10 protein-coding genes and 1 pseudogene are annotated in these 14,105 nt (G+C 60.9%); 7 read left to right on the top strand and 4 right to left on the bottom strand.

Going from position 1 to position 14,105, the window contains the following annotated elements:
* Nucleotides 1-92: 92 nt before the first annotated feature.
* Nucleotides 93-1,112 (bottom strand): quinone-dependent dihydroorotate dehydrogenase, encoded by a 1,020-nt coding sequence (locus ACVWYU_RS20745; protein ID WP_457373557.1) that lies wholly within the window; start codon nucleotides 1,110-1,112, stop codon nucleotides 93-95.
* A 229-nt stretch (nucleotides 1,113-1,341) separates the two neighbouring features.
* Here ACVWYU_RS20745 and ACVWYU_RS20740 point away from each other — a divergent pair, with 229 nt between their 5' ends.
* The 7 genes and pseudogenes from ACVWYU_RS20740 to cobA all read left to right on the top strand — a co-directional run bounded on the left by ACVWYU_RS20740 (nucleotide 1,342) and on the right by cobA (nucleotide 11,430).
* Entirely contained in the window at nucleotides 1,342-2,553 is a 1,212-nt protein-coding gene (locus ACVWYU_RS20740; protein WP_457373556.1) for a CmpA/NrtA family ABC transporter substrate-binding protein, read from the top strand.
* A gap of 15 nt (nucleotides 2,554-2,568) precedes the next feature.
* A complete protein-coding gene (locus tag ACVWYU_RS20735) occupies nucleotides 2,569-3,144 on the top strand; it encodes an ANTAR domain-containing response regulator (RefSeq protein ID WP_008056396.1) in 576 nt (191 codons plus the stop codon).
* A gap of 360 nt (nucleotides 3,145-3,504) precedes the next feature.
* Complete coding sequence (locus tag ACVWYU_RS20730) at nucleotides 3,505-4,716, top strand: nitrate/nitrite transporter (protein ID WP_103402625.1); 1,212 nt, start codon at nucleotides 3,505-3,507, stop codon at nucleotides 4,714-4,716.
* 7 nt (nucleotides 4,717-4,723) lie between these two features.
* Complete coding sequence (locus tag ACVWYU_RS20725) at nucleotides 4,724-6,391, top strand: protein kinase domain-containing protein (protein WP_457373555.1); 1,668 nt, start codon at nucleotides 4,724-4,726, stop codon at nucleotides 6,389-6,391.
* Between the two features lie 290 nt (nucleotides 6,392-6,681).
* A pseudogene (locus tag ACVWYU_RS20720) lies at nucleotides 6,682-7,917 on the top strand (NAD(P)/FAD-dependent oxidoreductase); the annotation flags it as partial.
* A gap of 20 nt (nucleotides 7,918-7,937) precedes the next feature.
* The gene (locus ACVWYU_RS20715; protein WP_457373554.1) at nucleotides 7,938-10,655 is read left to right on the top strand and encodes a nitrate reductase; all 2,718 of its coding nucleotides are present in this window, start codon (nucleotides 7,938-7,940) and stop codon (nucleotides 10,653-10,655) included.
* Nucleotides 10,656-10,665: 10 nt separating this feature from the next.
* A complete protein-coding gene (gene cobA / locus ACVWYU_RS20710; RefSeq protein WP_390956854.1) occupies nucleotides 10,666-11,430 on the top strand; it encodes a uroporphyrinogen-III C-methyltransferase in 765 nt (254 codons plus the stop codon).
* 83 nt (nucleotides 11,431-11,513) lie between these two features.
* Here cobA and ACVWYU_RS20705 read toward each other — a convergent pair whose 3' ends face one another.
* The 3 genes from ACVWYU_RS20705 to ACVWYU_RS20695 form a co-directional block, all read right to left on the bottom strand.
* A complete protein-coding gene (locus tag ACVWYU_RS20705; protein WP_247256109.1) occupies nucleotides 11,514-12,491 on the bottom strand; it encodes an OmpA family protein in 978 nt (325 codons plus the stop codon).
* Between the two features lie 107 nt (nucleotides 12,492-12,598).
* The gene (gene sigX / locus ACVWYU_RS20700; protein WP_075949123.1) at nucleotides 12,599-13,189 is read right to left on the bottom strand and encodes an RNA polymerase sigma factor SigX; all 591 of its coding nucleotides are present in this window, start codon (nucleotides 13,187-13,189) and stop codon (nucleotides 12,599-12,601) included.
* Nucleotides 13,190-13,279: 90 nt separating this feature from the next.
* Nucleotides 13,280-14,104, bottom strand: coding sequence for a mechanosensitive ion channel family protein (locus ACVWYU_RS20695; protein ID WP_008048604.1), 825 nt, complete (start codon nucleotides 14,102-14,104; stop codon nucleotides 13,280-13,282).
* Nucleotide 14,105 lies beyond the last annotated feature (1 nt).

Below are 14,105 nucleotides of genomic sequence, written 5' to 3'. Positions count from 1 at the left end.
TCCGGACGGCGGGCTCCGGCCCAGGGGCTCCTTCGAGGAGCCCTTTTTTATGCCTGTTCGTTCTCTAGGAGCGAGCTTGCTCCTACAAAGGATCAGCGCAGGGCTGCGATGGCGTCTACCGACTCACGAATCAGCGCCGGGCCTTTATAGATGAAGCCCGAGTAGATCTGCACCAGGCTCGCCCCGGCGGTGATTTTCTCCGCTGCGTGCCTGCCTTCGGTGATACCGCCCGCGGCGATGATCGGCAAGCGACCCGCCAGCTCTGCCGCCAGCACTCTCACGGTGTGGGTGCTCTTGTCGCGAACCGGTGCGCCGGACAAACCACCCGCCTCGTCACCGTGCTCCATGCCTTCGACGCCTACGCGGCTCAGGGTGGTGTTGGTGGCGATGACCGCGTCCATTCCGGTTTCGATCAACGCCTGCGCGACCTGCGCGGTTTCCTCGTCGCTCATGTCCGGCGCGATCTTGATCGCCAGGGGCACATGCTTGCCGTGGCGTAGCGCCAGTTCCGCCCGGCGCGTGGCCAGGTCGGCCAGCAGTTGCTTGAGCGAGTCACCGAACTGCAGGCTGCGCAGCCCCGGCGTGTTCGGCGAGCTGACGTTGACCGTCACATAGCTGGCATGGGCGTAAACCTTGTCCAGGCAAATGAGGTAATCGTCGACCGCACGCTCGACCGGGGTATCGAAGTTCTTGCCGATATTGATGCCCAGCACACCTTTGTACTTGGCCGCAGCGACGCGGGCCAGCAGGTGATCGACGCCGAGGTTGTTGAAACCCATGCGATTGATGATCGCCTCGGCCTCCGGCAGGCGAAACAGCCGTGGCTTAGGGTTACCCGGCTGAGGGCGCGGGGTGACGGTGCCGATTTCGACAAAGCCGAAACCCAGCTGGGCAAAACCGTCAATGGCCGCGCCGTTCTTGTCCAGACCGGCCGCCAGGCCCACCGGGTTCGGGAAGTCCAGGCCCATGACCGTCACCGGCAACTTCGCCGGCGCCTTGCACAACAAGCCGTTGAGCCCCAGACGCCCGCCCGCGCCGATCAGGTCCAGGGACAGATCGTGGGAGGTTTCCGGGGAAAGTTTGAACAACAGCTGACGGGCCAGGGTGTACATGGGCGGCTTTGACTCTGGGCTATGAAAAGTGGCGGCGATTATAGCCGGGCAAGAGGCCCACAGGCGAGGCGCGCGACTCAATCAATCGACGATGGCATATGCCTTGCACCGCTCCAGTCATCAGCACTCGTGCCAACGGCGGGATGAGTGCAAGGACAATGGCGTCGTCATCCGGCCTTGCGCGTGCAAGGACGCGGGACGGCGCTTTTTTTTGCAAGGTGAAGACGCGATGAACGAACCATCAGCCGGCCCGCTGGCCTGGGTAAATGGCAGCGATGCCCCGGAAAAGTCCGAAATCAACCTCGGCTTCATGGCCCTGAGCGACTGCGCCTCAGTCGTGGTCGCTGCCACCCAGGGCTTCGCCCAGCCCTACGGCCTGACCTTGAACCTCAAGCGCCAGCCATCCTGGGCCAACCTGCGGGACAAACTGGTCAGCGGTGAACTCGACGCCGCCCATAGCCTCTACGGCCTGATCTACGCGGTACACCTGGGCATCGGCGGTGTGGCGCCCACAGACATGGCCGTACTGATGGGACTGAACCAGAACGGCCAGAGCATCAACCTCTCCCACGGTTTGCAGGCGCTGGGCGTGACCAGTCCTGAAGCACTGGACCGGCATGTGCACCAAAGTCGCCCAAAACTCACCTTTGCCCAGACCTTCCCCACCGGCACACACGCCATGTGGCTGTATTACTGGCTCGCCAGCCAGGGCATTCATCCGTTGCAGGACGTCGACAGCGTAGTGGTGCCGCCGCCGCAAATGGTCGCGCACCTGCAAGCGGGACGCATCGACGGTTTCTGCGTCGGCGAGCCCTGGGCGGCCAGCGCGGTGCAACAGAACCTCGGTTTTACGATGGCGACCAGCCAGACCCTCTGGCCCGATCACCCGGAAAAAGTCCTGGGCTGCACCCGCGCCTTCGTCGAGCAATACCCGAACACCGCCCGCGCGTTGGTGATGGCGATTCTGCAGGCCAGCCGTTTCATCGAGCAAAGTAGCGAAAATCGTCGCAGCACCGCGCAATTGCTCAGTGCCGCGCAATACCTCGATGCGCCGCTCGAATGCATTGAACCGCGTTTGCTGGGCGACTACGACGACGGTCTCGGCAATCGCTGGCAGGATCCGCACGCCTTGCGCTTCCACGGCGAGGGTGAAGTCAATCTGCCGTACCTGTCCGATGGCATGTGGTTCATGACCCAGTTCCGGCGCTGGGGCCTGCTGCGCGACGATCCGGATTACCTCGCGGTGGCCCGCCAGGTTCAACAACTGGGCTTGTATCGTGAGGCCGCCAGCGCCGTTGGCGTCGCCGCACCGGACAAGGAAATGCGCAGCAGCCAGTTGATCGACGGCAAGGTCTGGGACGGCTCGGACCCTGCCGGTTATGCCCGCAGTTTCAAACTGCACGCCATGAGCGACAGCTCGTACCGACTGGCCAGCCGCTGACAGGAGATTACAAACATGCTGCGTATTCTGCTGATCAACGACACCGCCAAAAAAGTCGGACGCCTGAAGGCGGCCCTGACCGAGGCCGGGTTCGAGGTGATCGACGAGTCGGGACTGACCATCGACCTGCCCGAGCGCGTCGAAACGGTGCGTCCGGATGTGATTCTGATCGATACCGAGTCACCGAGCCGCGATGTGATGGAGCAAGTGGTACTGGTCAGTCGCGACCAACCACGACCGATCGTGATGTTCACCGATGAACACGATCCGGACGTGATGCGCCAGGCGATCAAGTCCGGGGTCAGTGCCTACATCGTCGAAGGTATTCACGCCCAACGCTTGCAGCCGATTCTCGACGTGGCCATGGCGCGCTTCGAAAGCGACCAGGCCCTGCGCGCGCAACTGCACGCCCGCGACCAGCAGCTGGCCGAGCGCAAGCGCATCGAGCTGGCCAAAGGGCTGCTGATGAAAATGAAGGACTGCAATGAAGAAGAGGCCTACACCTTGATGCGCCGCCAGGCCATGAGCCGCCAGCAGAAGCTGATTCAGGTGGCGGAGCAGATCATCGCGATGAGTGAACTGCTGGGCTGACACCCCCCTGTGGCGAGGGAGCTTGCTCCCGCTGGGCTGCGAAGCCGCCCCAAAATCCGGCAGCCTTGCCTGCTTTGTGAGTGCTGCGCACCCAAGCGGGAGCAAGCTCCCTCGCCACAATAATTTCCTCAGCCAACCAATACCGACGGTTGGCACAAATCTCGCTACGTAATCCACACCGGTAACCAACGGCGGTTGCCCCACCTACGACAAAGACGTCGCTCACCTCATTTGCCCCATGGCGAATCAGGTGGCGGCGTTTTTTTGTTTTGGCCCCATTGCCCGGGGCTGGTGGAGCAGCCCTCAAGGCGCCCCACCTGCATGACTCCCGTTCGAGACTCCTATCAGCTGAGGTGCGCGATGAATTCAAGCTTCTGGAAATCCGGCCATACCCCAACCCTGTTTGCCGCCTTCCTCTATTTCGATCTGAGCTTCATGGTCTGGTACCTGCTTGGCCCCCTGGCTGTGCAAATCGCCGCCGACCTGCACCTGACCACCCAACAACGCGGGCTGGTGGTGGCCACGCCTATTCTCGCCGGCGCGGTATTGCGTTTCATCATGGGCATGCTGGCTGATCGCCTGTCACCGAAAACCGCTGGCCTGATTGGCCAGGTGATCGTTATCTGCGCGCTGTTCGGGGCCTGGAAGCTCGGCATTCACAGCTACGAGCAAGCTCTGGTCCTGGGCTTGTTCCTCGGCATGGCCGGCGCATCTTTCGCGGTGGCCCTGCCTTTGGCATCGCAATGGTATCCGCCGCAGCATCAAGGCAAAGCCATGGGCATCGCCGGTGCCGGCAACTCGGGCACCGTGTTCGCGGCGTTGATCGCGCCGGTTCTGGCGGCGGCGTATGGCTGGAGCAACGTGTTCGGTTTTGCCCTCATTCCACTGATCCTGTCGTTGATCGTTTTCGCCTGGCTGGCCAAAAACGCGCCTGAACGGCCGAAAGCCAAGTCGATGGCCGACTACTTCAAGGCCTTGGGCGACCGCGACAGTTGGTGGTTCATGTTTTTCTACAGCGTGACCTTCGGTGGCTTCATCGGCCTGGCCAGCGCCCTGCCCGGCTATTTCAACGATCAATACGGCCTGAGCCCGGTGACTGCCGGCTACTACACCGCCGCCTGCGTGTTCGGTGGCAGCCTGATGCGCCCGTTGGGCGGTGCCCTGGCCGACCGTTTCGGCGGCATTCGCACCCTGTTGGCGATGTACACCGTGGCCGCGATCTGCATTGCCGCGGTCGGCTTCAACCTGCCGAGTTCCTACGCCGCGCTGGCACTTTTCGTCTGCACCATGCTCGGTCTCGGTGCGGGCAACGGCGCCGTGTTCCAGTTGGTACCACAGCGTTTTCGTCGTGAAATCGGCGTGATGACCGGTCTGATCGGCATGGCTGGCGGCATCGGCGGTTTTGCCCTGGCGGCCGGCATGGGTGCGATCAAGCAAAGCACCGGCAGCTACCAAATGGCCCTGTGGCTGTTCGCCAGCCTTGGCGTCCTCGCCTGGTTCGGCCTGCACGGGGTGAAACGTCGCTGGAGAACCACCTGGGGTTCGGCCGCTGTGACCGCTGCGCGGGTCTGAGTCGGCGATGAGCCTGCAACTGAGCTTCGCCGAAGCCAGCGCCATCGGCCCGCGCGAAGAAAACCAGGATGCGTTGCGGCTGGTCACACCAGCCCCGGCGCTGGCGGCGAGCAAGGGTTACCTGTTCGCCATCGCCGACGGCGTCAGTCAGTGCGCCGACGGTGGGCTGGCCGCTCGCTCTACCCTGCAGGCGCTGGCACTGGATTACTACGCCACCCCGGAAACCTGGGGCGTCGCCCAGGCGCTGGATCGTCTGCTGCTGGCGCAAAACCGCTGGCTGCAGGCCAACGGCGGTGGACAACCGCTGCTGACCACGATCAGCGCATTGGTCATGCGCGGCCGGCGTTTCACCCTGGCCCATGTGGGCGATTGCCGGGTGTATCGCTGGCATGCCGATCAGTTGCAGCGCATCAGCGAGGATCACGTCTGGGACCAGCCGGGGATGCAGCATGTGCTCAAACGAGCGATGGGGCTCGATCAGCACCTGGTGCTGGACTTTCTCGACGGCGAATTGCGTCTTGATGAAAGCTTTGTACTGCTCAGCGACGGGGTCTGGGCGGTCCTGGGTGACACGGCCATTGCCGCGATTCTGCGTGACCAACCGGATCTGCACAGCGCCGCACAAACCCTGGTCAATGCCGCGCACCTGGCCGGCAGCCAGGACAATGCCAGCGCCTTGCTGGTGCGGGTCGACGCCCTCGGTGAAACCAGCATCGGCGACGCGTTGATTCAACTGCAGCAATGGCCACTGCCGCCCGCACTGAAACCGGGTCAGGACTTCGAGGGCTGGCAGGTCGAAGGGATAGTCGGCCAGAGCCAGCAATCCCTGCTCTATCGCGTGCGTGACAGTCAGCGGCAAACCTGGTTGCTGAAAACCCTGCCCGCTCACTTGCGCGACGATCACCCGGCCGGGCAAGCGTTGTTGTCGGAAGAATGGTTTCTGAAGCGTGTCGCTGGGCGGCATTTCCCTGAAGTGCATGCCGCCAGTCAGCGTCAGCATGTGTACTACGTGATGCGCGAATATTCGGGATCGACCCTGGCACAACTGCATGAACAAGCCGGCCCCTTGCCGCTGGCGCAATGGCAAGACCTGGCCGAACGCCTGTTGCGAGCGGTGGGCATGCTGCATCGGCGGCAGATTCTGCACCGCGATATCAAACCGGAGAACCTGCTGCTCGGGGACGACGGCGAGTTGCGGCTGCTCGATTTCGGCCTCGCCTATTGCCCTGGCTTGTCCCTCGACGAACCCTCTGCCCTGCCCGGTACCCCCAGCTACATTGCGCCGGAAGCGTTTCGCGGAGACCCGCCGAGTGCGCAACAGGATTTGTACTCGGTCGGCGTGACCCTGTATGTCCTGCTCACCGGACATTTTCCCTATGGCGAAATTGAAGCTTTCCAGCGCCCACGGTTCGGCGTTCCGGTGAGTCCCAGCCGCTATCGTCCCGACCTCCCGGAATGGCTGATACAAACCCTGGAACGCGCGGTCGCGGCGGATCCGGTTCAACGTTTTGAAACCGCAGAAGAGTGGTTGTTGCTGATGGAACAGGGCGAGCGCCGCAGCTTGAGCGTACGCCCCCGGCCATTGCTGGAGCGCGAACCGTTGAAGGTGTGGCGGACCCTGGCGCTGATTTCGCTGGTGGTGAATCTGGTGCTACTGGTGTTGGCGCTCCATTAATGGGCGCCGCGCGTTGAATCGGTGCATCAAAACGTCATTGGCCCATGGCGAACGCCTGCACACACGCCGAACCATGGGTCAGAACGACTTGGCACAACCACTGCATTAGCCTTCTCATCACACATAACGTGCAGGCTTCAACGACGAAGACTGTGCTTCCCGAGAGAACGGGACCGGACAAAGGCGTCCCCGTCAGGCAACTGGCGGGACGCCTTTTTTTGTTTGCGCGAAATTGTCGAGCCAGACCTGGAAAGCCTGAAGAGGCGGGTCTGTGTTCCCCGGAGGACCTGATGAAAAAACTCAAACTGGTGATGATCGGCAACGGCATGGCCGGCGTTCGTACCCTCGAAGAACTGCTGAAACTGAGCAACGAGCTGTACGACATCACGGTCTTCGGCGCCGAACCCCATACCAATTACAACCGTATCCTGCTGTCGCCGGTGCTGGCTGGCGAGCAGACCTTCGAAGAGATCGTACTCAACGACCTGGACTGGTACCTGGAAAACGACATCAAGTTGCTGCTCAACCGCAAAGTCGTGGAAATCGACCGGGTCAGGCGCCGGGTCATTGCCGAAGACGGCACCGTGGCCGAATACGATCGCCTGTTGATCGCCACAGGCTCCAGCCCATTCATCCTGCCGATTCCCGGCAACACGCTGCAGGGCGTGATCGGCTACCGTGACATCGCCGACACCCAGGTCATGATCGACACCGCCAAAACCCATAAACACGCGGTGGTCATCGGTGGTGGACTGCTGGGGCTGGAGGCGGCCAACGGCCTGATGCTGCGGGGCATGCACGTCACCGTCGTGCACCTCGGCCAATGGCTGCTGGATCGGCAACTGGACAAGACCAGCGGGCAGCTGCTGCAAAATGCCCTGGAGGCCCGCGGCCTGCACTTTCGCCTCTGCGAGCAAACCCAGGCGCTGCACGATGCCGGTAATGGCCGGGTTGGCTCGGTGGAGTTCAGGAACGGCGACATTATTCCCGCCGATCTGGTGGTAATGGCCGCCGGCATCCGCCCCAACATCGAACTCGCGGAACAATCCGGCCTCCCTTGCAACCGCGGGATTCTGGTCAACGATACCCTGCAAACCTACGACCCACGGGTCTACGCCATCGGCGAATGCGCCAGCCATCGCGGCATCGCCTATGGCCTGGTGGCGCCGTTGTTCGACCAGGCCAAGGTTTGCGCCAATCATCTCGCACAACTGGGCTTCGCCAGCTACAAAGGCTCGGTGACCTCGACCAAATTGAAAGTCACCGGCATCGACCTGTTTTCCGCCGGCGACTACATGGGCGGTGAAGGCACTGAAACCATCACCCTCACCGACCCCATCGGCGGCGTTTACAAAAAACTGGTGATCAAGGATGACGTACTGGTCGGGGCCTGCCTCTACGGCGATACGGCCGACGGTGGCTGGTACTTTCGGCAAATCCTTGAGCATCAGGTCATCGGCGAAATCCGCGATCAGTTGATGTTCGGCCATTCCTTTAACCTGGAACAGGCCTTGGCTGACGTCGGACCAACGCGGGAAGTCGCCTGATGAACCGCCAGATCACTGCGTCCACCTGTTGTTACTGCGGAGTCGGCTGCGGCGTGCTGATCGAGCATGACGGCGAGCGCATCCTCGGCGTCAGCGGCGATCCAGCCCATCCTGCCAACTTCGGCAAGCTGTGCAGCAAGGGCTCGACCCTGCATTTGACCGGAGACCTGAGCGCGCGAGCGTTGTATCCCGAACTGCGCCTGGGCAAAGGCCTGGCCCGCAGTCGCACCGACTGGGACACCGCCCTCGATCACGCCACCAGCGTGTTTGCCCGCACCATCGCCGAACATGGCCCGGACAGTGTCGCGTTCTACATATCCGGACAGCTGCTCACCGAGGACTACTACGCCTTCAACAAACTGGCGCGAGCGCTGGTGGGCACCAACAACATCGACAGCAACTCCCGGCTGTGCATGTCGTCTGCGGTGGTGGGCTACAAACGCAGCCTCGGCGCCGACGCACCACCGTGCAGCTACGAAGACCTTGAATTGAGCGATTGCGTGATGATCGTCGGCAGCAATATGGCCTACGCCCATCCGGTGCTGTTTCGTCGCCTGGAGGAAGCCAAATCCCGCCGTCCGCAGATGAAAGTCATCGTCATCGACCCGCGCCGCACCGACACCTGTGATTTGGCTGACCTGCATCTGGCGATTCTGCCGGGCACCGATGTCGCTTTGTTCCATGGGATTTTGCACTTGCTGCTGTGGGAAAACCGGGTCGACCGCGACTTCATCGAGGCGCACACCCAAGGTCTGACGGAACTCAAGCACCTGGTACACGACTACACGCCGTCCATGGTTGCGCAGCTGTGCGGCATCAGCATTGAACAACTGCAGCAGTGTGCTGAATGGGTCGGCACTACCCCAAGTTTTCTGTCGCTGTGGTGCATGGGGTTGAATCAGTCGACCGCTGGCAGCGCCAAAAACAGCGCATTGATCAATCTGCACCTGGCCACCGGGCAAATTGGCCGCCCTGGCGCAGGGCCTTTCTCCCTGACCGGTCAGCCCAATGCCATGGGCGGCCGTGAAACCGGCAGCCTGTCGAACCTGTTGCCCGGGCATCGTGAGGCCGCCAGTGCCGACCACCGCGCTGAAGTGGCTGCTTACTGGGGCGTCGAACAGCTCCCGGCCAGTACCGGGCTTACCGCCATCGAACTGTTCGAGCAGGTGCGCAGCGGCAAGATCAAGGCATTGTGGATCGCCTGCACCAACCCGGCGCAATCGATGCCGGACCAAAACGCCGTGCGCGCTGCATTGCAAAACTGTCCGTTCGTGGTGTTGCAGGAAGCGTTTCGCACCACCGAAACAGCGGCGTTCGCCGACCTGCTATTACCCGCCGCCAGTTGGGGCGAAAAAGACGGCCTGGTGACCAACTCCGAACGACGCATTTCCCACGTCCGCCAGGCCATCGTCGCACCTGGTGAAGCGCGGCCCGATTGGGCGATCACCGTAGATTTCGCACAACGCCTGGAAAAACATCTGCGCCCCGGACAACCCAGCCTGTTTGCCTTTGAATCCCCGACGCAGCTCTTCGACGAATATAAACAACTGACCCGCGGTCGAGATCTGGACCTGTCCGGCATCAGCCATGGCCTGATCGACCGGATCGGCCCGCAACAATGGCCCTTCCCTACGAATGCCAGCGCAGGCACCGCCCGCCTGTACGGCGACGGCGTCTTCCCCACCGCCAACGGTCGCGCACAATTCGTCGCCGAACCATTCCGCGCCGCCAAGGAGCAGCGCGATGCACAGTTCCCGCTGACGCTGATCACCGGCCGCCTGCGTGATCAATGGCATGGCATGAGCCGTACCGGCACTGCCGCACAACTGTTCGGCCATGTGGGCGAAGCGGTATTGAGCCTGCATCCGCAGGAGCTGCGCCAACATGACCTGCAACCGGGCGACCTGGTCAGCCTGAAAAGCCGGCGCGGTGAAGTGATTGTGCCGGTCAGCAGCGACGACAACGTGCGTCCCGGCCAAGCGTTCCTGCCGATGCATTGGGGCGATCGCTTTCTCAAGGGCGGCGTGAACAGCCTCACCCTTCCCGACTTTGATCCACTGTCCAAACAACCCGAACTCAAGCACAGCGGCGTGCGCCTGGAGCCGGTGCAGTTGCCTTGGCGTCTGTTCGCATTGATCGAAGGCGATGTTCAACAGCATTTTGAGACGCTACGCACCCTCTGCGAGGCGTTTTCCTACGCAAGCCTTAGCCTGGCAGGCCGCGAACGCCCAGCATTGCTTATACGCGCCGCCAGCGCCTCAGCAGCGGACCCAAGCTTGCTGCGGGAGATCGATCAATGCCTGGGGCTGCATGAAGGTACGGTATTGGCCTACGACGACCCGCAGCGCTCCATCGGTAAGCGCGTGCGGATCGACAACGGCCGAATTACCGCGATTCGCCTGGCCGGCGAGACCCTCGCCCAGCACTGGCTGCAAAACCTGTGGCTGGAAGGTCGTGCCGACGAACAGCTGCGACGCTGGCTATTGGCGCCACTGAGCACGCCACCGGGCCACGGGGCTACGTCGGTTGCCGGCAATAAAACCCTGTGCAACTGCAAGAACGTCAGTCAAAGCGCGGTCTGCGCCGGGATTACCCGAGGGCTGGACTTGCAGGGGCTGAAAGAGCAATTGGGCTGCGGCACGCAATGCGGCTCGTGCGTCCCGGAAATCAAGCGTTTGCTGGTCGCCGCTGCGCGCCCGGTCGCGGTCACCTCGTGAGGAAAATACTATGAACGCAAAAGTCTGGCTGGTAGGCGCGGGACCTGGCGATCCGGAATTGCTGACCCTCAAGGCCGTTCGGGCGTTGAGAGAGGCTGATGTCGTCCTGATCGATGACCTGGTGAATGGCGCCGTACTGGAACATTGCGCTGGTGCGCGGATCATCCCCGTGGGCAAACGCGGCGGATGTCGCTCTACCCCGCAAGCGTTCATTCATCGGCTGATGCTGCGTTACGCGCGCCAAGGCAAATGCGTGGTGCGACTCAAGGGTGGCGATCCCTGCATATTCGGGCGCGGCGGCGAAGAGGCAGCGTGGCTGCGTGAGCGCGGGGTCGAGGTTGAACTGGTCAACGGCATCACGGCCGGACTCGCGGGCGCGACCCAATGCGCTATTCCGTTGACCCTGCGCGGTGTTGCGCGTGGCGTGACGCTGGTCACGGCCCATACCCAGGACGGCAGCCACCTGAACTGGCAGGCGCTGGCCCAGAGCGGAACGACCCTGGTGATCTACATGGGGGTGGCCAAGCTCGGCGAAATCCGCGAACAGCTGCTTGCCGGTGGAATGGCGACGGATACGCCAGTGGCGATGATTGAAAACGCGTCCTTGCCCCATCAACGGGAATGTCGGAGTGACCTGACGGCGATGGAGGAAGATGCCTGCGCCTTCGAGCTCAAGAGCCCGGCCATTCTGGTCATCGGCACAGTAGCGGCCTGTGCAACGTCTTCTCAGTGGGAGCGCGGCTTGCCCGCGATGGTGGCCGATCAAACCGCCTGATCTGCCTGATTGCCCGTTGCTTCATCAAATCGCAGACAAAGAAAAGCCCGGCCTAAGCCGGGCTTTTCAGAGCTGCAAGCTAATTACTGAGCTTGAGCTTCAACCTTCGCTTCTACGCGACGGTTAACAGCGCGACCAGCTTCAGTGCTGTTGTCAGCAACTGGGCGGGATTTGCCGTAGCCAACCGACTGAACGCGGGATGGCGAAACACCGTACTGGTTGGTCAGAACTTGTTTAACGGCGTTTGCACGACGCTCGGACAGTTTCTGGTTGTAAGCGTCAGGACCGACGTTGTCGGTGTGACCTTCAACAGTAGTGGTGGTCGATGGGTACTGCTTCATGAAGTCAGCCAGGTTTTTGATGTCAGCGTAGCTGTTTGGCTTAACGACCGACTTGTTGAAGTCGAACTTGACGTCCAGCTCAACACGAACAACCTCAGCAACTGGAGCTTCTGCAACTGGCGCTGGCTCTGGAGCCGGTGCTGGAACTGGAGCTGGAGCAGGCTTGTTGCCGCCACCGAAGTTCACGCCCAGACCTACGGACGGGATGTAGTCCCACTTGCCGTTGTCCAGCTTGTAGTCAGCTTCTACGCCAGCACGGGCGTAAACGTTCTCGAGGAAGTAGTACTTAACACCACCGCCAGCGGTCAGGAAAGTCGACTGGTCACGACCGGTGTGGCCATCAGCGGCTACGTTGGTCATGCTGCCGTGCTTAACACCACCTTGAACGTAAGGACGCAGAGCGTCGCCAGCGTTGTTGAAGTGGTACTGAGCGTTCAGACCGAACTGGTCGCCTTCGATTTTCTGATGGCCAGTGCCGTTGTTCGAACGGGTGTAGTCATCGGCGTTGTAGGTCGCGTTCAACGACACGTCGTCGGTCAAGAAGTAACCGATGGAAGCGCCAGGAGTGTAGCCATCTTCAACGTTCTTGACGCTGTCGTTGTACTTTTTCCCGTAGTTGAGCTCGCCTTCAACTGCGCCTTGGCCTTGTGCCAGAGCGCCGAACGAAGTAGCGGCAATAAGAGTACCAATGGCCAAGCCCAAGGTGTTTTTCAGTTTCATCCGTTAAATCCCCATCTGGTGATTGTGAAGCAGTCCCGCAAACCGGGGGACAACTCGGCGGCAAGTCTAACAGAACTTGCCTACACGTAAGAGATATTTGCGCTGAACTAAGTTTCAGCAATGCCTGCAAATTTCTCACGCAATTTATCTAGAGCGCGTTTGTACCGCATTTTTGTTGCACTCAAACCCATGTGCATGATGTCTGCGATCTCCTGAAACTCCAGCTCTGCGACAAATCGTAGCACCAGAATTTCGCGGTCAATCGGGTTCACATACACCAGCCAGCGATCGAGTCCACCCTTTTCCTCGGGTTTCGGCGCCTTTTCTTCGGACGCCTCCTCAAGGGGGTCAAGACTCAAGGCGTCCATCAAGCGACGCTTTCGCCGTTCCTTCCGATACTGTGTGATGCATTCGTTGTAAGTGATGCTATATAGCCATGTCTTGAACTTCGATTTGCCCTCGAAGTTCTTCAAGCCGTACAGCACCTTCAACATCACTTCCTGACAGACATCGTCTGCGTCGCGATCGTTCCCGAGATATCGTGCGCAGACGTTAAATAATGTTCGTTGGTAACGCCGCATCAACTCTTCGTAGGCGCGCGTCACGTGAAACAGCTCGGTGTGCGAGCGCGCGACCAACTCCTCATCAGAGAGCTCGCGGGGGTCGTAGCGCATGGATAGCGATTGGGCTTTATTCAAAACAAGTCGGGCCGACAGTCAGGTCAATGTCCGCCGCAGCCAGCATCAGCGGGCATTTTGCGGCGGCATACATTAGCAGGGTTTGCCGGGTTAGCGGCTACTCACATGCTGCTCAAGCAGGATCCGATTGGAAAGAGAGACTAGCTCACCCTCATCGGTCAGCAATGTGGTTTTAACCGTGCCGATCTCTTCGATCTGGCCTTCGACCTCGCCAACACGTACTTGTTGCCCAACCTGGTACAACTCACGCACATAGATTCCCGCAAGAATCTGACCGGCAATTTCCCGGCTTCCCAATCCCATGGCCAGCGCAACCGCCAGACCAACGGTAATCAAAACAATCACAATCACATGGTTGAGCAGGTCAGTCTTGACCTCCAACTGGCTGATCGCGACCGAAATACTGATGATGATGACCAGTCCCTGGGCAATTCGCCCCAGGCCGGAAGCGTAGTCCAGGCCCACGCCTTCCGCCGCGCCGCGCACCAGCCCGTTGGCCAGTTGCGCCAGCAAGACTCCCACCAGCAACACCAGCGCTGCGCCAAACACTTTCGGCAAATACAACGCGAGCATGTCCAGCGTAGCTGAAACTCGCTCAAGTCCAAGGGATTCTGCGGCAGAAACCAGAAAAATCAGCAAAACGAACCAATAGACGATCTTGCCGATCAGCGTCGAGATCGGTACCTGAAGGCCTGCCCGAGACAGCAACTTGGTCAGACCGGTGCCGCCCATCAGGCGATCGAGGCCCAGTTTGGCCAGCAACTTGGAGAGCAGCGTGTCCAGCAATTTGGCCACGACAAAACCCAACAGCAGCACGACCAGTGCGCCAAACAGGTTCGGAATGAAGTTCGCAACCTTGGTCCATAACGCAGTCATTGCAGTGACGAGGCTCTGAGTCCAGAGATCAAGTTCCATA

The organism is Pseudomonas sp. TE12234, from assembly GCF_054061835.1.
This window is presented reverse-complemented; position numbering and strand designations above follow the sequence as displayed.

Excerpts from the sequence above, each read along its gene's own strand:
- ACVWYU_RS20745 (WP_457373557.1), bottom strand. The coding sequence starts at position 1,112 with ATGTACACCCTGGCCCGTCAGCTGTTGTTCAAACTTTCCCCGGAAACC.
- ACVWYU_RS20740 (WP_457373556.1), top strand. The coding sequence starts at position 1,342 with ATGAACGAACCATCAGCCGGCCCGCTGGCCTGGGTAAATGGCAGCGAT.
- ACVWYU_RS20735 (WP_008056396.1), top strand. The coding sequence starts at position 2,569 with ATGCTGCGTATTCTGCTGATCAACGACACCGCCAAAAAAGTCGGACGC.
- ACVWYU_RS20730 (WP_103402625.1), top strand. The coding sequence starts at position 3,505 with ATGAATTCAAGCTTCTGGAAATCCGGCCATACCCCAACCCTGTTTGCC.
- ACVWYU_RS20725 (WP_457373555.1), top strand. The coding sequence starts at position 4,724 with ATGAGCCTGCAACTGAGCTTCGCCGAAGCCAGCGCCATCGGCCCGCGC.
- ACVWYU_RS20715 (WP_457373554.1), top strand. The coding sequence starts at position 7,938 with ATGAACCGCCAGATCACTGCGTCCACCTGTTGTTACTGCGGAGTCGGC.
- cobA (WP_390956854.1), top strand. The coding sequence starts at position 10,666 with ATGAACGCAAAAGTCTGGCTGGTAGGCGCGGGACCTGGCGATCCGGAA.
- ACVWYU_RS20705 (WP_247256109.1), bottom strand. The coding sequence starts at position 12,491 with ATGAAACTGAAAAACACCTTGGGCTTGGCCATTGGTACTCTTATTGCC.
- ACVWYU_RS20695 (WP_008048604.1), bottom strand. The coding sequence starts at position 14,104 with ATGGAACTTGATCTCTGGACTCAGAGCCTCGTCACTGCAATGACTGCG.